This is a genomic window from Virgisporangium ochraceum, from assembly GCF_016863655.1.
Lineage (GTDB): Bacteria > Actinomycetota > Actinomycetes > Mycobacteriales > Micromonosporaceae > Virgisporangium > Virgisporangium ochraceum.
In genome coordinates, this window is the sequence record NZ_BOPH01000022.1 from 158,678 (window position 1) to 180,659 (window position 21,982).

At 74.1% G+C, this 21,982-nt stretch carries 17 protein-coding genes; 8 read left to right on the forward strand and 9 right to left on the reverse strand.

The window, feature by feature from the left end; translation table 11 throughout:
- Positions 1-60: 60 nt before the first annotated feature.
- From Voc01_RS09790 to Voc01_RS09815, 6 genes are all read right to left on the reverse strand, one after another.
- Positions 61-3,102 (reverse strand): BTAD domain-containing putative transcriptional regulator, encoded by a 3,042-nt coding sequence (locus Voc01_RS09790; protein WP_203926995.1) that lies wholly within the window; start codon positions 3,100-3,102, stop codon positions 61-63.
- A 312-nt stretch (positions 3,103-3,414) separates the two neighbouring features.
- Positions 3,415-4,038: a maleylpyruvate isomerase family mycothiol-dependent enzyme gene (locus Voc01_RS09795; protein ID WP_203926996.1), complete on the reverse strand. Its 624-nt coding sequence runs from the start codon at positions 4,036-4,038 to the stop codon at positions 3,415-3,417.
- A gap of 9 nt (positions 4,039-4,047) precedes the next feature.
- On the reverse strand, positions 4,048-4,266 hold the full coding sequence (locus Voc01_RS09800) for a helix-turn-helix domain-containing protein (protein ID WP_203926997.1): 219 nt from the start codon (positions 4,264-4,266) through the stop codon (positions 4,048-4,050).
- A 98-nt stretch (positions 4,267-4,364) separates the two neighbouring features.
- The gene (locus tag Voc01_RS09805) at positions 4,365-6,836 is read right to left on the reverse strand and encodes an ABC transporter permease (protein WP_203926998.1); all 2,472 of its coding nucleotides are present in this window, start codon (positions 6,834-6,836) and stop codon (positions 4,365-4,367) included.
- A gap of 61 nt (positions 6,837-6,897) precedes the next feature.
- Complete coding sequence (locus tag Voc01_RS09810; RefSeq protein ID WP_203927087.1) at positions 6,898-7,638, reverse strand: ABC transporter ATP-binding protein; 741 nt, start codon at positions 7,636-7,638, stop codon at positions 6,898-6,900.
- Between the two features lie 56 nt (positions 7,639-7,694).
- Positions 7,695-8,684, reverse strand: coding sequence for a saccharopine dehydrogenase NADP-binding domain-containing protein (locus Voc01_RS09815; protein WP_203926999.1), 990 nt, complete (start codon positions 8,682-8,684; stop codon positions 7,695-7,697).
- 71 nt (positions 8,685-8,755) lie between these two features.
- Between Voc01_RS09815 and Voc01_RS09820 the strand changes: the two genes are divergently transcribed.
- Positions 8,756-9,709: a helix-turn-helix domain-containing protein gene (locus Voc01_RS09820; RefSeq protein WP_203927000.1), complete on the forward strand. Its 954-nt coding sequence runs from the start codon at positions 8,756-8,758 to the stop codon at positions 9,707-9,709.
- Here Voc01_RS09820 and Voc01_RS09825 read toward each other — a convergent pair.
- Together Voc01_RS09825 and Voc01_RS09830 are read right to left on the reverse strand one after the other, a co-directional pair.
- The gene (locus tag Voc01_RS09825; protein ID WP_203927001.1) at positions 9,699-10,556 is read right to left on the reverse strand and encodes an NAD-dependent epimerase/dehydratase family protein; all 858 of its coding nucleotides are present in this window, start codon (positions 10,554-10,556) and stop codon (positions 9,699-9,701) included. The genes Voc01_RS09820 and Voc01_RS09825 overlap by 11 nt on opposite strands.
- 18 nt (positions 10,557-10,574) lie before the next feature.
- Positions 10,575-11,462: a Sco1979 family transcriptional regulator gene (locus Voc01_RS09830; RefSeq protein WP_239160090.1), complete on the reverse strand. Its 888-nt coding sequence runs from the start codon at positions 11,460-11,462 to the stop codon at positions 10,575-10,577.
- Positions 11,463-11,611: 149 nt separating this feature from the next.
- On the opposite strand from Voc01_RS09830, the gene Voc01_RS09835 reads away from it, so the two are divergent.
- The 4 genes from Voc01_RS09835 to Voc01_RS09850 all read left to right on the forward strand — a co-directional run bounded on the left by Voc01_RS09835 (position 11,612) and on the right by Voc01_RS09850 (position 18,598).
- Positions 11,612-12,520: a helix-turn-helix domain-containing protein gene (locus tag Voc01_RS09835; protein ID WP_203927002.1), complete on the forward strand. Its 909-nt coding sequence runs from the start codon at positions 11,612-11,614 to the stop codon at positions 12,518-12,520.
- A gap of 311 nt (positions 12,521-12,831) precedes the next feature.
- A complete protein-coding gene (locus Voc01_RS09840; protein WP_203927003.1) occupies positions 12,832-14,859 on the forward strand; it encodes a tetratricopeptide repeat protein in 2,028 nt (675 codons plus the stop codon).
- Between the two features lie 11 nt (positions 14,860-14,870).
- Entirely contained in the window at positions 14,871-15,449 is a 579-nt protein-coding gene (locus Voc01_RS09845; RefSeq protein ID WP_203927004.1) for a hypothetical protein, read from the forward strand.
- Positions 15,446-18,598 (forward strand): helicase HerA domain-containing protein, encoded by a 3,153-nt coding sequence (locus tag Voc01_RS09850; RefSeq protein WP_203927005.1) that lies wholly within the window; start codon positions 15,446-15,448, stop codon positions 18,596-18,598. The genes Voc01_RS09845 and Voc01_RS09850 overlap by 4 nt, the downstream gene beginning before the upstream one ends.
- On the opposite strand, the gene Voc01_RS09855 is transcribed toward Voc01_RS09850, so the two are convergent.
- On the reverse strand, positions 18,538-19,284 hold the full coding sequence (locus Voc01_RS09855; RefSeq protein ID WP_203927006.1) for a phosphorylase family protein: 747 nt from the start codon (positions 19,282-19,284) through the stop codon (positions 18,538-18,540). The two genes, Voc01_RS09850 and Voc01_RS09855, sit on opposite strands and share 61 nt — an antisense overlap.
- Before the next feature lie 268 nt (positions 19,285-19,552).
- Here Voc01_RS09855 and Voc01_RS09860 point away from each other — a divergent pair, with 268 nt between their 5' ends.
- The 3 genes from Voc01_RS09860 to Voc01_RS09870 are packed head-to-tail and all read left to right on the forward strand — an operon-like array spanning position 19,553 to position 21,908.
- Entirely contained in the window at positions 19,553-20,350 is a 798-nt protein-coding gene (locus Voc01_RS09860; protein ID WP_203927007.1) for a phosphoribosyltransferase family protein, read from the forward strand.
- Complete coding sequence (locus Voc01_RS09865; protein ID WP_203927008.1) at positions 20,347-21,204, forward strand: phosphoribosyltransferase family protein; 858 nt, start codon at positions 20,347-20,349, stop codon at positions 21,202-21,204. The genes Voc01_RS09860 and Voc01_RS09865 overlap by 4 nt, the downstream gene beginning before the upstream one ends.
- Entirely contained in the window at positions 21,201-21,908 is a 708-nt protein-coding gene (locus tag Voc01_RS09870) for an HAD family hydrolase (protein ID WP_203927009.1), read from the forward strand. Before Voc01_RS09865 ends, Voc01_RS09870 begins: the two co-directional genes overlap by 4 nt.
- Positions 21,909-21,982: the final 74 nt, after the last annotated feature.

Consider the following 21,982-nt stretch of genomic DNA (forward strand, 5'->3'; position numbering starts at 1 on the left):
ACACTCACACCCATCGATCGATTGTCGAACCCGTTGTCGAATCGGCAGAGCGTCGAACGGTCAGAGCGCGGCAAGCGCTTTCCGCACGGGTTCCGCGTCGGGATGGTCGAGGTCGGTCAGCACCCGCAGCGCCTCGGCGTACGCCGCCCGCGCCGCGTCCCGGTCACCGGTCGCCTGGTAGGTCTCGCCGAGGTTCGCCAGGGTCATCGCCCGGTGGTAGCGGTCGCCGGCCTCCTCCGACAGCCGCGCCGCACGCCGGTAGTGGACGATCGCCTCGGTGTGCCGGCCCAGCCGCTGGTAGGCGTAGCCGACGCTGTGCGACGTCGCCGCCTGGCCGTAGCGGTCGCCCAGCTCCTCCAGCCGCGACAGCGCCGCCAGGCAGTGGGCGAGCGCGAGGTCGTACCGGCCGAGGTCGGCGTGGTGCCAGCCGATCGAGTTGCGGGCGTTCGCCTCGCCGTACTCGTAGCCGGCCGCCCGGAACAGCTCCAGCGCGCGTTCGGCGTGCGCCAGCGCGGTCGCCCGCTCGCCGAGGTGCTGCAGCGCCGACGCGAGGTCGAGGTGCGTCTCGCCCTGCCCGACCCGGTCTCCGGCCGTGGTGAAGTGCGTCAGCGCGCGCTCCAGCGCCGCGTGCGCGTCGGCGGCCGGGTGCGCGCCGCCGCCCATGCCCGCCCAGGCGAGGGCCCGGCCACGCTCGGCGTGCGCCCGGCCCAGCACGTCGTCGGCGTCCTCGGCACAGGCGAGGGCCGCGGTGGTGACCCGGGCCAGGTCGTGCCAGCGGCCGTCGCGGCGCAGGAACGTGAGCACGGTCCACCCGAGCCGCCACCCGTGCACCGGTAGGCCCGCCGCCACCGCCTCGTCGACGAGCGTGAGCACCGTCGGCAGTTCGGCGGTGAACCAGGCGACCGCGTCGGCGTAGCCGTCGACGCTCTCGGGAACGACGGACGGCCCGGGGTCGACCGACGGGAACGGGCGGCGGTGCGGGTTCAGCCGCAGGGCCGCGCGGTACGCGGTCGCCAGGTGGTGGTCGTACAGGCGCCGCCGCGCGGCCGCGGTGCCCGCCGCGCTGTCGGTGCGCCGGCCGACCTCCGCCGCGTACGCGCGGAACAGGTCGTGCAGGCCGTACCGGCCGGCGCGCACGCGGGTCACCAGATGGGCGCCGACGAGTTCGGTGAGCGCGGCGCCGACCTCGGCGGGCGCCGCGCCGACCATGCTCGCGACGGCGGCCGCGCCGACGCTCGGACCGGGATGCAGCCCGAGGTGCCGGAACGTGCGCGCGGCGGCGGGCCCGAGTGTGCGGTACGACCACGAGAACACCGCGCGCACGTCGGTGGTCGTGTCGCCCAGGTCGAACGGTTGCAGCGAGTCGCGTTCGCGGCGCAGCTCGTCGGCGAGCGCGGCGAGCGGAAGGGCCGGCTGCCCGGCGGCGCGGGCGGCGGCGACCGCGAGCGCGACCGGCAGCCCGCCGCACCGCCGCACGATGTCGGCGGCGGCCGACGGCTCGGCGGCCAACCGGTCGCGACCGAGCCGGCCGGCGAGCAGGTCGGTCGCCTCACCGGCGGGCAACGGGTCCAGCTCCACGAGATGCGCCTCGTCGCTCGCGACCAGGCCGAGCATCGGCGACCGGCTGGTGACCACCGCGAGGCAGCCCGGCTCGGCCGGCAGCAGGGTCCGCACGTGGTCGGCGTCGCGCGCGTTGTCGAGCACCACGAGCAGGCGCCGGCCGGCGGTCACGGTGCGGTAGAGCCCGACCTGGCCCGACAGGTCCGGTGGGACCCGGTGCGGCGGCACGCCGAGCGCCTGCAGGAACCCGCGCAGCACGGCGCCGGGGTCGAGCGCGGCGCCGCTCGGGTGGAACCCCTGGAGGTCGATGTGCAGCTGACCGTCGGGGAACCGGCCGCGTACGCGGTGCGCCCAGTGCGTGGCGAGCGCGGACTTCCCGACGCCCGCCGGTCCGACGACGACGACCGGCGCGGGCGGCCGGTCGGGTGCCGCGGCGGCGAGGTGGGCGTCGAGCGCGGCGAGCTGGCGCTGCCGGCCCGCGAACGCGCGGACGCCCGCCGGAAGCTGGCCCGGCACCGGGCGCACGGGTTCCGCCGTCGACGGCAGCACCGGCACCGCCGACCCGGCGGCCGCCGGTGCGGCGTCGGAACGCAGGACGCGCAGCTGCGCGGCGCGCAGCTCGGGGCCCGGCTCCACACCCAGCTCCCCGACCAGCCGGTCGCGCAGCTCGGTGTACAACCGCAGCGCGGCGGCCTGCTCGCCGCCGGCCGCGAGCAGCAGCATCTGCCGCGCGTGCAGGCCCTCGTGCAACGGCTCCACGGCGGCCAGGTCGCGCACGTGCGCCGCGGCGACGTCGGGCCGCCCCGCGTCGAGGGCCAGGTCGGCGAGTGCCAGCACCGCCGACAGCCGTTGCCGCTCCACCGCGGCGACCACCGGCTGGGCGTGCAGCGTGGCCGGCGCGTCGGCGAGCACGGGGCCGCGCCAGCACCGCAACGCCTCGTCGAGCAGCGCGAGCGCGTCGACACCGCCGTCCCTCGCGCGTTCCACAAGGGACCGGAACCGCGACGCGTCGACGCGCTCCGCGTCGAGCGCGAGCACGTACCCGCCGGGCTCCAACCGGATCAGGTCGCCGGGCTCACGCGGCTGGCGGTCGGGCTCGAGCGCGTCGCGGATCTGGTTCACCGCGCGGTGGATCTGGGTGCGACAGGTGCGCGGTGGCCGTTCGCCCCACAGCGCGGCCACGATCGACGCCGTCGCGACCGTCTCGCCGGCCTGCAGCGCCAGCAGTCCGAGCAGGCCGCGGGTGAGCGTGCCGCGCAGCTCCACCGGGCGGCCGTCGCGGGTGACCGACAGCGGGCCCAGCACGTCGACGCTCACGCCCGCCGACCCGGGGCCGGGGACGAGCGCCTCGACCAGCCGCCGCACCGACGCGGCGCGGGGCCGGTCGACCCGGCCCTGCTCGATGTCGCGCACCGTGCGGACGCTGACGCCGCTGGCGTCCGCCAGCTCCTGCTGGGTCAGCCCGGCCGCCAACCGGCGGCGCCGGATGGCTGCCCCGGTGTCGCTCACCTGCTCGGCCCGCCCCTTCATCGACGCATCCAACTATCGAACTGTCCGACGGTCCCATTCTGCCGGTCGGAAGCGGCAGAACGGCGCCCGTTCCCGCCACCTACCCCATACGACCTGCGTCGATGCCACCCACTACCGCCGGTTGAGCGTGGTAGCGGGCCGGCCGGCGCGTCCCCGTACCGTGGGGCCGACGGGGGTGGCGGTGGTCACACATGGGGGGTGGCCACCGCCGGACTGCTCGGCACGACAGCGGGTCGTGACCCCGGGCGGTGGCGACCTCCCCCCGGCGGCCACCGCCCGGTCGTCCCCGCCCGGGACGGCACCCACCCCGGGACAGGCATCGCCTCAGGTCAGCACGGGGAACACGTCCACGCGGCTCCGGCCTGTGGCCGCCTCGATGAGGTCGACCGGCGGGGCCATCTGCGCCAGCAGCGCCGCCGTGTGCGCGAGGCCCGCCGCCGGCACGTCGGGCTCCTGCCCGAGCGCCCGCCGCAGGTCGAGCAGGTGCACGGTCGCTTCCATGATGCCGATGCTGATCGCCTCCTCCAGGCGCAGCGCCGCGTGGCCGAAGTAGTCGACGACCACCGGTCCCAACGCGCGGGCGGCCTCCAGCGCACGGGGGCCGGCGGTGGTGAACTGCTCCACGATCGCGGCCCGCCCGTACCGCTCGGCGTCGGCGGGAGCGCTCTCGGCGGCATCGCGCCGCCGCGTGTTGGCCACGCCGTCGGGGGCGTTGAAGTCGCGCAGGAGCGCGGCCGCCGTCGCATGTGTCGGCTCCCGCTCCTGGACCCGCGTGAGCAGGCCGCCCAGCATGAAGGGCCAGGCGCCGTGGTGGGCGAAGAGGCTGAGCACGTCCCAGTCGCCGAGCCGCGTGGGCCGGCTCCACTGTTCGTCGGTCATCGACGTGCCGTGCGCGGCCCAGACCGCCCACAGCTCGTCCAGTGTGGACAGACGGTCGTCGAGCGTCATGCGCCGACCCTACTCCGGTGGCTCCGACCCGGCGGGCTCGCCCGCCTCGGCCGCACCGAGGACCAGGCCCAGCTGGAACCGGTTCTCCACGCCGAGCCGGTCCATCAGCGACCGCATCGTGTACGCGATCGTGCGGAGGCTGATCCCCAACCGCTCGGCCACGACCCCGTCGGTGTGGCCCTCGCCGAGCAGCCGGAGGATCGCCCGCTCGCGCGCGGTCAACTCCATGTGTGACATGCCGTTCCCTCGATCGTCTCCCGCACCGAGCCCAGCACCCGGCGCGGGAGACGGCAAGTCATCGACAGCGGATTGCGGGAAAGTGCAGCCTATTCGCGGATCCCGGCCAGCTCCACCGGGCGGCGGCGCAGGAGCAGCGCCGCCGGGACCACGCTCGCCGCCACGGCCGTCACCAGGCAGGCCGCGGTGATCCCACCCAGAACGCGCCAGGGCGCGTCGATCGGCACCGAGGGCGCCAGCCCGTCGAGGGCCGACCGCATGCCCGCCACGACCACCGCCGTCACCACGCCGGCGAGGAGTACGCCGACGCAGGTCACCAGCACCGCCTCCACGCCGACCATGCGGACCAGCTGCCGCGGCGTGGCTCCGCTGAGCCGCAGCGTCGCGAGCTCCCGCGACCGGTCGGCGGTGGCCATCACGAGCGTGTTGGCGATCGCGATCCCGGTGTACACCAGGGCCATCCCGAGCACCGCGATCGCGGCGAGCCGGTTGGTGTCGCGCTGCTCCCGGTCGGCCACCGAGACGAAGTCGCCCACCGGGACGACCGCCACACCGTCCACAGTGGACGGCGGGTCGCCGCGGAGGTAGACCACGTCGGCCAGCGGCCGGGCGTGCCCGGCCCGCAGGTCCCACGGCAGGAGGACGGTGTCGGTCAGGTCGACCTGCGGGGTCAGGACCGCGACCACCCGCAGCGTCACCGGGGTCGCGTCGCCGAGCCACAGGCTCGCCGTCTCGCCGAGCTTCCACCGGCCGGCCGGCACCGCGACCGTGCCGGTGCCGGTGAGGTCGGCGAGCGACCCGGCGTCGAGCGGGACGTTGAGCACCCGCGCCGCGTCGGGACCGTGGATGTAGCGGCCCAGCCAGTCCGCGGGGCTGTCGCCGTCGCGGACGAACACCCGGGTGTCGGTGGCCGGCACCGCGGCCGTGACGCCCGGGCCCGCCCGCAGCGCCTCGACCGTCGCGTCGGCGATGCCGGGGCTGCCGGCGGGCACGGCGACCGCGTCGGCCGTGATCCGGTCGCGCGTGGCGCTCTCGACCGCGCTGAACAGCGTTCCGAGCGAGATCAACGTCGCGGCGGCGATCCCGACGGTGACGAGGATCGGCGCCGCCGTGGCGGCGGTGCGCCGTACCGCGGTGCGGGCACCGTTGCGGGCCAGCATGCCGGTCGCGCCGCGGGCGGCGGCCAGCGGTGCGGTCAGCAGCCACACCAGGGGCGGGATCACCAGCGGGGCGAACATCGCGCAGGCGACGATCAGCAGCATCGCCACGAGCATCACCAGCGCGGTGGCGTCGGCCGACCGGATGCTCGAGAACACCGCGATCATCGGCACCGCGGCGGCGACGCACGCCAGCCCGACGACCCAGCGGACCACCGGCATCGCGCGGCCGTCGACCGCCGCCTCGCGCAGCGCCTCCACCGGCCGCACCCGCCCGGCCCGCCGGGCCGCGAGCCACGCACCGGTCAGCGCCACCAGCAGGCCGGTGCCGAACGCCGCGGCCACCGGCCAGAAGATGAAGTGCGCGGTGAAGTCGTCGGGCGCGAAGCCGCTGCGGGCCAGCCACGCCGCGAACGGTGGGGCTATCGCGGTCCCGAGAGCGCCGCCCGCCGCCGAGGCCAGCACCCCGACCGCGAGCGCCTCCCCCAGCACCAGCCGGCGCACCTGCCGCGGGGTGGCACCGGCCGTGCGCAGCAGACCGAACTCGCGGCGGCGCGCGGCGACGGCGTAGCTGAACGTGCCGGCGACCACGAATACCGACACGAACCCGGCGAGCCCGCACGTCGTGGCGAGCAGGGAGATCGCCACCTCACGCTTGTCGCCGTCGGGGTCGGGTTCGGCCCGCCGCCGGTCGTTCCCGGTGAGCACGCGCACCTTCCGGGCCGGGTCAGTGTCGCCGGCCACCGCCTCCCGGACCCGCCGGGCCAGCGCGGACCCGGACCCGCCGTCCGGCGCCGCGAACGCGACCGCGCGGGCCGTGCCGCCGGCGAGGTCTGCGGCGACGGCGTCGGTGGTGTAGAGCGCGGGCGGCGCGCCGTCGAGCACACCGCTGACCGTGAACCGCTGCGCGCCGCGGACACTGTGGACGGTCACCTCGTCGCCGGGGCGGTGCCGGGTGGGCGCGGTGAGCACGATGTCGCCGGCGGCGGTGGGCGGGCCGCCGGCGACCCAGCCGAACGGGTGCAGGGTCGAGGCCGACCACGGGTGCAGGGTGTCGCCGGGAGCGCCGGCCGCGGCGGCGGGCACGGCGTGGTCCACGACGACGGCGGCGTCCACTGTGGACAGCTTCGCGACGAGGTCGGCGGGGAGCAGGCGCTGGTCGGTCCGCAGTGACTCGGTCTCACGGTCCTCGCCCGAGCCCGTGGTGACGCTGACGGTGTCCACCCCGGACACCACGACCTGCGGCGTGACGTACCAGGTCGGGCCGCGGTCGCCGGCGCCGATCGTGCTGGCGAGCGTGAGGGCCATCCCGGCGAGCAGGCCCACGCCGAGCGCGAGCGCGACGAACGACCCGACGAGGCTGCTGCGGCGGGCCCGGATCGTGTGCCAGGCAAGGCCGATCACTGTACTCCTCCAACCTGAAGATGAAGACCGCGCGATGACCGCCTACGCTTCGCTCCGGCGATCATCGCGCCACCTCCAGGTGGGTCATCCGGGCGGCGACCGACTCCGGGGTGGGTCCGACGAGCTCGCCGGCCACGCGGCCGTCGGCGAGGAAGACGACGCGGTCGGCGTAGGACGCGGCGACCGGGTCGTGGGTCACCATCACGATCGTCTGTCCATTGTGGTCGACCAGCCCGCGCAGCATCGTCAGCACCTCGCGGCCGGTGGTCGAGTCGAGCGCGCCGGTCGGCTCATCGGCGAACAGCACCGCCGGACGGGTCACCAGCGCCCGCGCGATCGCCACCCGCTGCTGCTGGCCGCCGGACAGCTCCGCCGGCCGGTGCCGGCCCCGGTCGCCGAGCCCGACCGCCTCGAGCACCGCCCGCACGTCGCGGCGCGACGGGCGCCGGCCGGCCAACCGCAGCGGCAGCGCCACGTTCAGCTCGGCCGTGAGCGACGGCAGCAGGTTGAACGACTGGAAGACGAACCCGATCCGGTCGCGGCGCAGGATCGTCAGCTTCGTCTCGCTGAGCCGGCTCAGGTCCTCACCGGCGACGAACACCTCCCCCGACGTCGGCCGGTCGAGCCCGGCCGCGCACTGCAGCAGCGTCGACTTGCCGGAACCGGACGGGCCCATCACGGCCGTGAACGTGCCGGCGGCGAAGTCGAGCGTCACGCCGTCGAGGGCCGTGACGGCCGCCGCGCGGGTCCCGTAGATCTTCCGCACCGAGCGGAGAGCGACTGTCGTATCCACGGTGACCAGCGTCCCGGTCGCGCGGGCCGGACTCACTCCCGCTGCCCGGCGTCGTGGCGGTACGGCTAGCCCGACCCCGTCAGGGTCGCGCCGAGGAAGTCACCGGGGTCGAACAACGCGCCGGCGGTGTGCGCGCCGGGCACCGGGTCCTTCACCACCCGCAGGGCCGCCTCCACGACCAGCGGCGCGGTGACGGCGTAGATGTCGCGCCCGCTCACCGCGGCCCGCCGCTCCTCGTCACCCCGCCGCGCGACGACCTCGACGAGGAACGTCTGCGCCGACCGGCCTTCGGAGTCGACCGCCGTCGGCGGGGTCGGGTCGGGCGAGCGGAGGTCCTCGGCGGCCCGGGTGTGCATCCAGCTGCCGATGTCCTTCGTGGACAGATGGTGCGGGATGGTGACGCTGTCGGCCGTCGCGAACTCGCCGACCACCGGCAGCGTGCCGACGGGCCCCGGGAACGCCCACTCGCCCGTCGGCGCCGCACCGGTACCGAACCCCAACCGGCCGTCCGCGTAGCGCAGCCGGCGGCCGTCGCGGCGGCCCGCGGACACGCGTCCGGTGGCGCGGGTGCCGTCGGTGGGCCGCCAGTCGCTGAGCGCGTAGGCGAGGTCGATGCGGTCGGCGGCCGGCCAGCCCGCCGTCGCCGCGGTGGCGAGCAGGTCGCCGACCGCGCCGAAGAACGCCATCGCCGGCACCACGGTGACCCCGGCGGCGCGCGCCGGGCCGTCGTACCGGGCCAGGATCTCGGCCACCACCTCCAGCTCGGCGGTGACGTCGAGGTACGGGATCCCGTTGCGCAGCGCGGCATCCAGCACCGGCGCGTGCGTGTCGGCGAACGGACCGGCGCAGTTGACCACCGCGTCCGCGCCGGCGAGAGCCGCGTCGAGGGACGCGGGATCGTCGACCGACGCGGGTCGGCGGTCATCGTCGGGGTACAGCCGCGCGAGCCGGTCGGGGTCGCGTCCGGACAGGATCGAGGGGACCGCGCGGCGGCGCAGTTCCGCGACCACGAACTGTCCGGTGTGACCGGAGGCGCCGAAGACAGAGATCGTCACGCGGACCAGCCTCGGCCCCACGAGGGCGCGGGACAAGTGGCCGGAACGACACCACGCGTACAGTTTGCGACATGCCCAGGAAACCGCACCGGGTGGCGCTGGCCGTCACCGACGGCACGCCGCTGTTCGAGCTCGCCGGCGCCCACGAGATCTTCGGGGTCGACCGCGGGCTCGCGTCGCCGTGGTACACCCTGGAGGTCTGCGGGCCGCGCACCGCCGGCGTCGGCGGCTGGCTCCGGGCCCGGCCCGAGCACGGGCTCGACCGGCTCGCCACCGCGTCCACGGTGGTCGTGCCCGCGTGGCGCGACCTCGAGGAGGAGCCACCGGGTGCGCTGATCGCGGCGCTGCGCGCCGCGCACGCCGCCGGAGCCCGCATCGTGTCGCTGTGCACCGGCGCGTTCGTGCTCGCCGCGGCCGGGCTGCTCGACGACCGCCCGGCCACCACCCACTGGGCGCACACCGACCTGCTGGCCGAGCGGCACCCGCGCGTGCGTGTACGTCCCGACGTGCTCTACGTCGACGACGGCACGGTGCTCACCTCGGCCGGCAAGGCCGCGGGGATCGACCTGTGCCTGCACGTCGTCCGCGTCGACCACGGTGCGGCCGTGGCCAACGCGATCGCGCGCACCCTCGTCGTGCCGCCGCACCGCAGCGGCGGGCAGGCCCAGTTCGTGCCCGCGCCGGTGCCCGCCACCGACGACCACGTGCTCGCCGACCTGATGGCGTGGGCCGGCGAGCGGCTAGACCAGCCGTTGACCGTCACCGACCTGGCCCGGCGCGCCAACCTCAGCACCCGCACGCTCGCCCGGCACTTCGCCGCCGTCGCCGGCACCAGCCCGCTGCGATGGCTGCTGGCGCAGCGGGTGCACCGCGCCCAGGAACTGCTGGAGACCACCGACGCGAGCGTCGAACAGATCGCCGCCCGCACCGGGATGGGCACGGCGACGACGCTGCGCCGCCACGTCAACCGCGTGCTCGGCCTGCCGCCGGAGGCCTACCGCCGCACGTTCCACCTCACGCGCTGACGTGGTCGCGCCAGCGGTACGCCGGCTCGTACCCGAGCGCCGCGCGGGCCTTGTCGATGCTCTGCAACGTCTCGAACTCGCCGAGGTCCTTCGTCAGCGGGACGCCCGGGAACGTCTCCTCCATCAGCCGTGCCGACGGGGTGGTCATCACCGTGTCGGCGGCCGCGATGAGGTAGCTGCCGGCGCCCTCCACGTCGGCCTCCAGGCCCAGCCGGCAGGACAGGGCGCAGTCGCGCACGTCGACGTAGCTCCACAGGTTGAAGCGGCGCTTGGCAGGGTCGTCCCAGAAGGTCGGGAAGGCCGCGTACCGGTCCGGCGGGATCACGTTGGAGAAGCGCAGCGCCACGAACGGGATACCGGTCCATTCCGCCACGTGCGTCGCGGTGGTCTCACCGACCACTTTGGACAGTGCGTACGTGGTGGTCGGGTACGGGTAGTGCTCCTCGGTCAGCGGGGCGAACCGCGGCGGGACCGCGAAGTCGAGCCCGAGCGTCGTCTCGCTCGACGACCACACGACCCGCCGCAGCTTCAGCTGGGCCGCGGCCAGGAACACGTTGGAGTTCATCGCCGTGTTGGCGGCGAACGTCCGCGCCGGCGGCACCAGCCCCGGCGCCGGCACGTTCGCCAGGTGCACCACCGCGTCGCAGCCGCCGAGCAGGTCCACGGTGTCGCCGAAGTCGGTGAGATCGGCCCGCAGGTAGGTGAAGTCGGGCCGTGACCACGGCGCCGGCAGGGTGCCCGGATGGGCGACGACATCGGTGCCGACCACCTCGTACCCGTGGTCGAGCAGATGGTTCACGGTGACGCTTCCCGTCATGCCGGCCGCGCCGGTTACACACACGCGCATGACCGGGACGGTAGCGCACTAGCTCCGGAGCTCGTCGATGATGCGCTCGAGGATCGCCAGGGTTCCGGTGATCGGCGCGGCCTCCATGAACAGCTGGCTCACCGCGTCGAAGTACCGGTCGACGTCGTCGGGGCGCTCCAGGTAGATCGAGCTGGTGAGCTGCTCGATGTAGACCACGTCGGGCATGCTGTGGTGCGGGAAACGCAGGATCGTGAACGAGCCGCCGGCGGCCGCGTGCCCGCCGCTCGCCAGCGGCAGCACCTGCAGCCGCACGTGACGCAGCTTCGTGACCGCGACGATCAGCGCCTCCAGCTGGTCACGCATCACCGCGCCACCGCCGACGGCCCGGCGCAGCACCGCCTCGTCGACCACCGCCCACAGCCGCGGCGGGTCGGGCCGGTGCAGGATCTGCTGCCGGTCGAGCCGCAGCCGCACCCGCTTCTCCACCTCCTCGGCGGAGGCGAACGGGTGCCCGAGGCGCACGACCGCGCGGGCGTAGTCCTCGGTCTGCAGCAGCCCCGGCACGAACTGCACCTCGAACGCCCGGATCAGCGCGGCGGTGGGCTCCAGGTTCAGGTAGCGCTGGAACCAGCCGGGCACCACGTCGGCGTGCGCCTGCCACCAGACGGGCGAGTTCGCCTCGCGGAGCCGGTCGACCAGCACCGCCCGCTCGACCTCGTCGTGCACGCCGTACAGCGTCAGCAGGTCGAGCAGGTCGCGCTCCTTGAAGCCGACCCGGCCCAGCTCCATCCTGCTGATCTTGGACTCGGACGCGCGGATCAGGTCTGCCGCCCGCGCCCGGGTGACCCCCCGCTGTTCACGCAGCACACGGAGGCGCGCGCCCACCTGGATGCGCGCAGCCGCCGGACCGTCGCCAGCGGCGGACGGCCGTGGTGTTCGACCCACCGGCACCTCCGGGATCACCCCCGGTCCCTGAGCATGCCAGTGATGGGCGGTCGGATCCAGTCACGTTCCGCCAGATTTGTGCAGATCCGCAGGCGGGAGCGGGCAAGATTCATCAAGCACGCGACCCGCGGCCCCGCTAGGTTCCCCGTGTGGCCCCCGCCTCCGACATCCTGCGCCTGCTGGCGGCGGTCAACGACCGCCGCAGCGGCGACGTGTCGCTGGCGGCGCTGGCCGCGCTCGCCCACCGCTCGCCGTTCCCCCTGCACCGCGCGTTCCGCCGGGTGACCGGCGAGACCCCGAAGACGTACACGGCCCGCGTGCGCCTCGCCCGTGCCGCCGCCGACCTGCTGACCACCCGCAGGCCGGTGGCCGAGATCGCGTTCGACCACGGCTTCGGCAGCCACGAGGTCTTCACCCGCGCGTTCGCCCGCTACTTCGGCGTCACCCCACGGACCTACCGCGTCCGCGGGCTGCACACCGGTCCCACCGCTTCGGGACCGGCGGCGGCCGCGACCCACGCCGCGACCGTGACCACGGTGGCGCCGTGCATCGGCCTCTACCGCATGACCACCACCGAGAGGAGCCCGTCGATGCCCGTGGACATCGTCGTGAAGGACCAGCCCGAGATGTACGCGCTCATCATGAGACGCCGGATCAGCCGCGACGAGATAGCCGCGACGCTGTCGGAGTTCCTGCCCACGGTGTTCGGATACGCGCAGCGGCACGGGCTGGCGATGGCCGGGCCGCCGTTCACGCGCTACCCGGAGGTCGGCATGGGATCGCTCGTCCTGGAGGCCGGCGTGCCGTTGGTGGCGCCCCCACCGGCGTCTCCGGAGGGCGGCATCGAGGCGTTGACGATCCCGGCCGGCCCCGCGGCGGTGACCGTCCATCGTGGACCGTACGACACGCTGCCGGAGACGTACCGGGAACTGGAGGCGTGGCTGGAGCGCGAGGGCCGGTCGGCCAGCGGCCCACCGCGCGAGATCTACGTGACCGACCCGGGCGAACACCCCGACCCCGCGACCTGGGAGACGGAGGTCGTCCAGCCGCTCGCCTGATCCCCACACCCACAGGGCACGTACCGACGTACGTGCCCTGTGACGCGTCCGGGGGCAACCTTCCGCGAAACCACCAGCAACGTTCCGTGGAGATCGACGGCGCTGGTGATGGTCCGGGGCGCTGGGTATCGTCCGGTCTCTAGCTCCGCCTGGCGACCGCGAACGGCAGCCGCGCACCGGGCTGTCCGTCAGGTGGAGAGCGGTCGATGGGCCTGCCGCCCACGCACCGGGCCGCTCCGCGACGGACCGACGGGTAGGGGGTGAAGGCGCTGACGTCCACCCCCGACACCGACCTGTCACGGATACACACCATGACGGACCTCGCGGCCGCACTCGGTGCGTTACGCGAGCGGATCGGGGTGTCGTACGCGGAGATCGAACGCACCACCCGGGGCTGGGGCGGGCCGGGCCAGCCCGACCTCCGTGAGCTGAAGACCTCGACGCTGAACAATGCCCTTCTGGGACAGACCCAGCTCACGCGCAGAACCGTTGTGAGCCTGCTGTCGGCGTTGGGACTGTCCGAGGTCGCCCAGCAACCGTGGCTGTTCACGTGGGACCGGCTCAACCGCCCGACAGAGCGGATCCGCTTCGACGAGGTGCCACCCCAGCAACTCGGGATCCACAGCGCGATCACGACACCGGACACCACCGACGAGCTCCCCACCTACGTGCCACGCGACTTCGACTTCGAGCTCCGCAACGCGTTGAGCATGACCATGACCGGACCCGACCGGGGCTGCTTCGTCGTCCTCATCGGAGGTTCGTCCTCGGGGAAGACCCGCGCGTTGTACGAGGCCGTGTACCTGTTGTGGGGTTCGTGGTCGCTCGTCCAGCCCGAGGACGCCGCGCACCTGCTGACCATCAAGAACCACCCACCGCGCCAGACCGTCTTCTGGCTCGACGAGCTGCAGCTGTACCTCGACAGCCACCCGCCGCTGTCGGCCGAATGCGTCCGGGCGTTGATCCGCAACGGCAACGTCGTCGTGGGAACCCTGTGGCCCGACCAGTACGCCGCGCGGGCCGTCGACCGGCAGCCCGGCGGCAACGCGGCGACCGACGACATCCGCCGGCTGCTGAGGAGCGCCACGAAGATCAGCGTCGGCGACAGCTTCAGCCGTCAGGAGCTGAAGGACGCGCAGGAGATCGCCGCCCGCGACAGCCGGATCCGGATCGCCCTGCACACCCGGGACAGCGGCCTCACCCAGGCCCTGGCGGGCGGACCCGACCTCGTGCTCTGCTGGGAGCAGCCACCGAACCCCTACGCCAAGGCGATCATGGCCGCGGCCGCCGACGCGCACCGCCTCGGCGTGCAGTCGCCGCTCAGCGAGAACCTGCTGGTCGAGGCGATGTTCGGCTACCTCCCACCCCGGGAACAGGTCACCTCGCCCACCGGATGGTGGGAGCAGGCGTTCCCGCACGTCACCGTCCCGCGCAACGGCAACGTGTCGGCGTTGACGCCACGATCGAGGAGACCCGGTGTGCTGGCCGGCTACACGATCGCCGACTACCTCGCCCAGCACCTGCGGCTGGCCCGCCGCACCGAGGTGGTACCCGACTCCGCCTGGCAGGCGCTCGTCACCCGCGTCGACCGGTCGGACGACCTTCGCCGGTTGGCCGAGAGCGCGCTCACCCGGCTGCGGTACCGCTACGCCGAGCCTGCACTGGAACGACTGGTCACCGAGTTCGGCGACGGCGCGGCCGCCATCCAGCTGGCCGACCTGCTGATCCGCCAGAACCGGTTCGACGCGGCCATCGACGTTCTGCAGCGGACGCTGGCGACCGACCCCCGCAACGTCGCCATCGGGCGACGCCTGACACAGGTGCAGGAGCTGTGGGAGCTCGTCGAGGCGATCCGGCCGGCCGGGGACTCGGCGCGGGTGGCCGAGCTTCTCGTCGACGGCGGTACCCGCGCGGACCTGCGCAGGCGCGCCGACGCCGGCGACTCGGTGGCGGCCGAACAGCTCTCCGAACTCCTCCTGGAGCGCGGCCACGTTCGTGAACTGCATGAACGCGCCGACGCCGGCGACCGGTTCGCGGCCGAGGCGCTGCGGGACCTGGACGCGGCGCGCAGCGGCCAGCCGGAGGAACTGGCCGCACTCCGCGAAGCCGCCGAGGCCGGCAGCGCGGAGGCGGCCCGGCAACTGTGCCGGCGGCTTTTCGAACTGCGCGCCGAGGACGAGCTCTGGGCGGAGCTGGAGGCCGGAACGAACGGCGCGGCCGACCAGATTCTCGCCCTCCTCACCGCGGAGGAGAGCACCAACCCGCAGTGGCTGGCCGACCTCCGCGCCTTCGGCCTCAACGCCGACGGAACCCCCAACCGCCGCACCCCACCTGTGTGAAGGGACCCTTGATGACCGACCTGAGCCCCAAGGACTACGCGTACCTGTTCCTGCTGAAGCTGGCGGGTGGCGAGATCGACAACAAGGAGATGGAGCGGCGCTTCGGCATCAGGCTGGTCAGCCCGGACTACATCACTCTGAACAACTCCGGGCTCGTCGAGTCGCAGACACCGCGGGGACGCTCGTACCGGCACCGCATCACCCGGCAGGGCGAGAAGCTGCTCGACGGCAAGCTGGAGATCAAGAGTACGAAGTTCGACCCGCTCGCCCGGGTGCTGCCCATGCTGCACGACCTTTTCCGCGAGGCACCACCCGCGGCCCCTGACGACCGCCCGTTGCACGACCGGGTCCGAGCCGCCTACCCGGGCCTCGCCGGCACCGGTGAGTGGGTGCGGCTCGCCGACCTCCGCACGGCACTGGCGGACGTGTCCCGCGACGACCTCGACCGCGCGCTGTCGGCGCTGCACAAGGAGCCCGACGTCCGCCTCGAGCCGGAGGTGAACGGGCAGAAGATCACGCCGGCCGACCGGAGTGCCGCACTGAGGATCGGCGGCGAGGACCGACACAAGCTGGCGATCGGAATGCCATGACCGAAGAGGAACGCGCCGCGCTCGCGGCACTCCGGTTCAACTGGGCCCAGGTGCCCGACGACGTGTGGCGGCCGTCGCAGTTCCACGTTGACGGGCTGCATCCCGCGACGGTTCAGGACGTGCGGGCGGGGATCGGGGAGGCGTCGGCCAGCCCCGGTCCCAGCCCGATCGGTCTCGTCCTGGAGGGCCGGAACGGTTCGGGCAAGACCCACCTGCTCGGGTGGGTACGCGAGCAGATCCAGGAGCGCGATGGATACTTCTTCCTGATCAGCCTGGTCGACGGGGAACGCTTCTGGGACACCGTGCTGATGCACATGCTCGACGGCCTCGCCCGCCAGGTGCCCGGAAGCGAGACGCAGCTGAAGCTACTGCTGCGCCGGCTCTCGGCGAACATCGGCGCGCCGCGGGGCGCCCGACGCGCCGTGATGGGCGAGACCGACCTGGGTCCGGATGCCCTGGGGCAGTTCATCGACGGTCTCACCCGGTTCGATCCCTACGTGGCGCGGCAGTGTCGGGACACCGCGCGGGCGCTGGCGTTGCGGGCCTCCGACAACGAGGAGCACCAGGACGTGGCCGACGGCTACTTTCTCGGCGCCGAGGAGGTGGTCCCGGGGGAACGGCAACGGTGGGGCATCGGCCGTCGGCAGTACACGCCGCAGGAACTGGTCCGCCAGATCTCGTATCTGTTGAGCCTCACCGGCCCGTCGGTCGTCGCGTTCGACCAGCTCGACACCCTGGTCGCCCAGTCGGCGTTCGCCGAGGACCTGGCCCGGTTGGAAGGGACCGCCGCGCTTCGGCAGGGCATGGTGCTCTCGACCGTCGCCAACGGGCTGATGAACCTGCGGGACCACACCCGCCGGACCCTCACCGTGGTGGCCACCTTGGCCACCACCTGGTCACAGCTGGCGAAGAACACCATCATCTCGGTCCCCGACCGGTTCCGTCGCTCCCCCTCGTTGCAGGGAATCGCCACACCCGCGATGGCCCGGCAGCTCGTCGAGAAGCGGCTCGGTGCCCGCTACCGGTCCGTGGGGTTCACGCCGAGATACCCGACCTGGCCGGTGCGCGACTCGGTGTTCCTGGAGGCCGTCGACTACACACCGCGGCGGCTGCTCCAGGAGATCGACAGCCATGTGCGGGCGTGCCTGCTCGACGACGTGGTGCGCGAGCTCCACCATCTCGGCGGGCGGGCCGCCGACGAGCGGCCCCGGCCGGCCGAGAGGACCGCGCCGGTCGTGTCGGAGGACGTGCTGGCCCGCATCGACGCGCGGTTCGAGGACCTCAAGCGCGACGCCGACGTCACCTCGCCGCTCGAACACGACACCGAGGACGCGACGTTCCCGGCCCTGCTCTCGGCCGGGCTCACGGCGTGGATCATCGAACGCGGCGACCACGGCCGCGGGTTCGCCCTCGACCCGCCCCCGAGCGCCAGGCCCGACCTGCACGCCCGCCTCCGCCGCGCGCTCGACGGGCGACCGGGAGATCCGGACGACGACCGGGCCGAGGACCAGGTGCACTGGTGCTTCCGCGCGATCAGCGACACCCACCACGGCGTCGGCGCCCTGAACCGGCTCCGTCGGGCGCGGACCGCGTCGGGGTTGACGGCCGACGTGACGAAGCGGCGGCTGATCCTGATCCGGAACCGTCCGTGGTCGTCGTCGACGAAGACGCAGGAGGCGATCCGGGAGCTCCGGCGCGACGGTGGCCTGACGCTGTCCATCGACGACGCCGACCTGAGGATTCTCGCGGCGCTCCACGGGTTGCGCGATGAGAAGCCCACCGAGGTGCAGGCCTGGCTGGTGCGGCGCCGCCCCGCCGCGCAGGTCTCTCTCTTCAAGGAGGCCCTGGCCGACGCCGACGACTGGACCCCCACCAGCGCCCCGCCGCCGCGCGAGCGGGCGGAACGCATCGAGACCCCGCCCGAACTGGTCATCGGGTACGGGGCCGAGAACGGGGAGCCGGTGCCGCTGCCGCTGGAGGCGTTGCGCAAGCACGTGGCGATCTTCGCCGGGTCGGGCTCGGGCAAGACCGTGCTCCTGCGGCGGCTAGTGGAGGAGTGCGCACTGCAAGGCGTCTCCGCGATCGTCCTGGACCCGAACAACGACCTCGCGCGCCTGGGTGACGCGTGGCCGCAACCACCGACGGGGTGGCGGGCCGGCGACGCGGAGCGGGCCGCGCGGTATCTGGCCGACACCGAGGTCATCGTGTGGACGCCGCGCCGGGAGACCGGCCGCCCGCTCAGCTTCCAGCCGCTGCCAGACTTCACCAGCGTCCGCGACGATCCGGACGAGTTCGGGGAGGCGGTGGAGGCCGCGGTCGCGGCGCTCGCACCGCGCGCCAAGTTGGTCGGACGCACGCAGAAGGCGCACCTCGGGCTCGCCGTGCTCCGGCGCACCGTGGAGCACTACGGGCGGCAGGGCGGCCACTCCGTCGAGGGGCTGATCGCCACGCTGGCCGACCTGCCCGACGGCGTCAGCGGACTGAACGACGCCGACCGCATCGCCGCCGACCTCGCGCAGACGCTCACCGCCTCGATGGACAACGACCCGCTGTTCGGCGGCACCGGCACGCCCGCCGACCCCGGGATGCTGCTCACGCCGTCGGGGGGGAAGCGGGCCCGGATCTCGGTGATCAGCCTGATCGGCCTGCTGGGCGACGAGGCGCGGCAGAGCTTCGTCAACCAGCTGCAGATGGCGCTGTTCGCCTGGATAAGGAAGAACCCGGCGCGCGACCGTCCGCTGCTCGGCCTGTTCGTGATGGACGAGGCCGCGACGCTGGCCCCGTCGGGCGCGATGACCGCGTGCACCCAGAGCACGCTCGCGCTCGCCTCGCAGGCCCGCAAGTACGGCCTGGGACTGGTGTTCGCGACCCAGGCGCCCAAGAGCCTGCACAACCGGATCCCGGGCAACGCCACCACCCAGTTCTTCGGCGCGCTGCAGGCCAACGTGCAGATCGACGCCGCCCGCGAGATGGCCCGGGTCAAGGGCGGCGACGTGCCGGACATCTCACGGCTGCGCACCGGCGAGTTCTACGTCGCGCTCGAGGGCGAGGCGCCGCGCAAGCTGCGCACCCCGCTGTGCCTGAGCCATCACCCGCCGAGCCCGCTGACCACCGAGGAGGTCATGGCCCGGGCGCGGCCGACACAGTAGGGGCGCGGTCCGGGTCGTCCCGCGGCGTCAAGGACCGCCACAGCGAACGCCGCCGCGCTGCGTGCGGCCACCCGCCGCCACGACCGGTCTCCGGAGAGGTCGCAGATCCCCCGCACCACGAGCGCCTCCACCGACCGGTTGAGGCTCGCGGCGTGGAGGAACCCGCTGCCCTCCGGCTCCACGGCGACCGCGTCGCCGCACGGGGTTTCCGGGTGTGCGGCGACTACAGGCCCTACGACCGCCCGCGCCGACGTCGTCGGCTGGATCCGGTTGCGCCACAAAGCGTTCCGGGCCACCCCGCGTCCGTGCTGCAGCAGTCGTTCCGACGGCCGATGGGTGCGCGTCAGGGTGCCCGGTCCGGCCTCGTACACCGGGTCGGCGACCACGACGTCACCGCGGTCGACGCCGCGCAGCCCACCGGCGACGCCGACCAGGAGGATCACGTCGGGACGGAACACCGCCCGGGCGCGCTCGACCGCGACCGCCGCGGTGGTGTTCCCCGGACCGGTCTCCGCGACCCGCACGAGCCAGGTGCTGCGCTCGCCGGTGAAGACGCCGGTCTCGTAAAGGGTTTCGCGCTTTTCGCGGCGCCGGACGAGTCCGGGCGGAGGACCTCCGAGAAGGTCGAGAACGGCGTGGCACTCGTCCGCGACCGTGGTCAGGACAACGGCTTGGTTCGGGGTCACGGTGCGTCTCCAGGGTCGGGCTGGTCGTGAGGTCGAGACCCATCGTGTGGACCGGCGTGAGCGCCGTCGAGCGCCTCGGAAGGCCCCGGACGGACCCGGACGGGGCGCTCGGACGACGCGCGCTCCCCGGACGCGTCCGGATGGCCGGCCGTAACACGCGCGATCCCTCCTGGACATCCGCACAGCGCATGCTTGATCCCGTTGCCGGGTAGCTCGCAGGTTCGGCCCGTACCATCGGCGCCGACGGCACGGAGGGGGGTGACGGCGGTTGCGGCGTGACATCGTGGCCGTGTTCGACGCGGACGGGTCCCGGCCGGACCTTCCCGCGCTCGACCCGACCGACTTCAGCAGGTTCAAGCACGGCGCCGCCGACGCCACCTGGCGGCTCGGCCGGCACCTCGCCGACCGGGTGCCCGAGGGCGTCGCGACGGCGGAGCGGCTGGTGCTCACGGCGTCCTGTTTCAAGTTCGTGCCGTTGGCGTCGGTGGCGCTCGCCCGCGTCGTGGGGCACCGGCTCAACCGGACGCGCGCGGAGGCGGGGCTGCCGCCGGTCACCCCGACGCAGTTCTACCGGGAGCGGCTCATCGAGGGTGACTACTCCACGATGACGCTCGCGGAACGCGAGGCGTTCATCGCGGGCGATGTCATCCGGGTGGACCCCGAACCGCTGGCCGGCGCGGCGGTGCTCGTCGTCGACGACCTGCGGGTCACCGGCTTCCACGAGGGGCGGCTCGCCTCGGTGCTGGAGGCGGTGGGCGTGCCGGCGGCCACGTTCGCGTACTGCGCGGTGATCGACGGCACCGGCGACCCGACGGTCGAGCGGCGCATGAACACCGCGTCGGTCGGCAGCCTGGACGCGTTGGCGCGCCTGGCGAACGGCGACGGGTTCATCCTGAACTCGCGCGCGTGCAAGCTGATCCTCGGCGCGCCGGCGGCCGAGTTCGCCGAGTTTCTCCGGGTCGTTCCCGAGGACCTGAGAAGAGCTCTGGTGACCGCGTGGGAGTGCAACGGCTACGCGGTGATGAACCGGTACCGCAGGGCGTACGAGACGCTGGTGGCCGCATGAGGCCCGACGTGCTCGCCGTCTACGAGGTCGGTGAGAGCGGCACGGCGCTGGACGCCGCCGCCTACAGCCGGTACAAGTACGGCTCGCGCGCCGACGTCGACGGGTTCGCCGAGATGCTCGCGGAGCTGGCGACCAAGCTGGCGACCGGGCTGCCGGCCGACGCCCTCACCGTCACCGCGCCGGCGGGCCGCGCCGTGCCGATCGGTGCCGACCTCCTCGCCGACGGCGTGCTCCGCGCGGTCAACCACGACCGGGCGCGGCAGGGTGTCGCGCCGGCCGTCCGGGCGAAGCTGCACCGGGGCGCCGTGCCGGCCGAGGACTACGGCGCGAAGAGCGCGGCCGCACGCCGGGAACTGCTGTCCCGCGAGCGGATCAGCGGGATCCCCGCCCTGTTCGCCGGGCGCGACGTGGTGATCGTCGACGACCTCTGGGTCACCGGCGCGTCGGCCGAGGTGACGGTCGACGCGGTCGCCCGGTACGCGCCCCGCTCGGTCACCTACCTGGTGATCGCCACCGTCGAACCGGGCTACGCCGCACGGCGGCCCGAGGTGGAGTACGACCTCAACCACGCGGCCGTCGACGGTCTCGCGGCGCTCGCCGACCTGTGCCGCGGCGCGGTCACGGTGAACCAGCGCATGTGCAAGTTCGTGCTGCGGCAGGAGCCTGACGCGGTCGCGCGGTGGCTACGCGAGGTTCCGGAGCGCGTGGCGTGGCACCTGTACGCCGCCGTCCTCGCCGAGGGCTTCCTCCTCGAACCCGCCTTCGCCGGCACGGCCCGGGCCGTCGTCGACCACGCCGACGGGCACGACCTCGACGCGCGGGCGGCGACCCACGGCTGGAGCGTCGGCGGATGAACGGGCTACGGATGGTCAGCTTCGACGTGTGGGGCACGCTGCTGCGCGGCAACCCCGACTACAAGCACCGCCGCGTCGCCACCGTCGCCGCCGCCCTCGGCACCGCGCCCGACCCGACCCGCACCGCCCTCGACGACGCCGACGACGCGCTCGACGAGCAGACGCTGCGCACCGGCAACCAGTACGGCGTCGCCGAACGGCTGGCACACGCGGCCGGTGCGCTCGGGGTCCCGATGCCCGACGACGCGGCGCTCGCCGCGCTCGACGCGCGACTGGCCGACGAGTTCCGCCGCCACCCGCCGACACCGACCGAACCGGACCTGCTCGCGACGCTGGCCCGGCTGCGCGCGGCCGGGCTGCGGCTCGCGGTGGCCAGCAACACCGGGTTCGTGCCCGGCCGCGAGGTGCACCGGGCGCTGGTGCGCCTCGGGCTGCGCGTCGACCACCAGATCTTCTCCGACGAGGTGGGCTCCGCGAAGCCGTCGCCACGCCTGTTCGCCCGGCTCACCACGGCCGCCGCGTGCGGGCCGGCCGGCATCGTCCACATTGGAGACAACGAGTGGGCCGACGTCGCCGGTGCGGCGGGCGCCGGCCTGGGCGCGCTGTGGTACCGGCCCGGCCACCCGACCGACGACCAGATCCTCGGACGCCTGGCCGACCTGCCCGACCACCCGGCGGTGACGGGCAACCGGCGGGTGTCCTGAGTGGACGTCGTCGGCGGCTGATCCCGTCGGCGCGCGGCGAGGACGTGGGCGCGTTGCTCTTCTACTGGCAGGAC